We start from the raw sequence: 286 nt of genomic DNA on the forward strand, positions 1-286 counted from the left end.
ACGATGACAGGCGCATGCCCGCCCAGTTCCATCGTCGCGCGCTTCATGTGCTGGCCGGCAAGGGCCGCCAGCATCTTGCCGACCGGGGTCGAGCCGGTAAACGACATCTTGCGGATCACCGGATGGGTGATCAGGTATTCCGAGATGACCGAGGGCACGCCGTAGACAAGGTTGACGACGCCGGCCGGAAGCCCGGCATCGACGAAGCAGCGGATGAGTTCGGCCGGCGACGCCGGTGTTTCCTCGGGCGCCTTGACGATGATCGAGCATCCGGTGGTCAGCGCCG

General features: G+C 65.7%; 1 protein-coding gene. It reads right to left on the reverse strand.

Going from position 1 to position 286, the window contains the following annotated elements; all coding sequences use genetic code 11:
• Positions 1–286: aldehyde dehydrogenase family protein (locus IB272_RS34590; RefSeq protein ID WP_192445903.1), on the reverse strand; the 286-nt coding region annotated here is incomplete at both ends.

The sequence above is a fragment of the Ensifer sp. ENS08 genome, from assembly GCF_014852195.1.
Taxonomy (GTDB): Bacteria; Pseudomonadota; Alphaproteobacteria; order Rhizobiales; family Rhizobiaceae; genus Ensifer; species Ensifer adhaerens.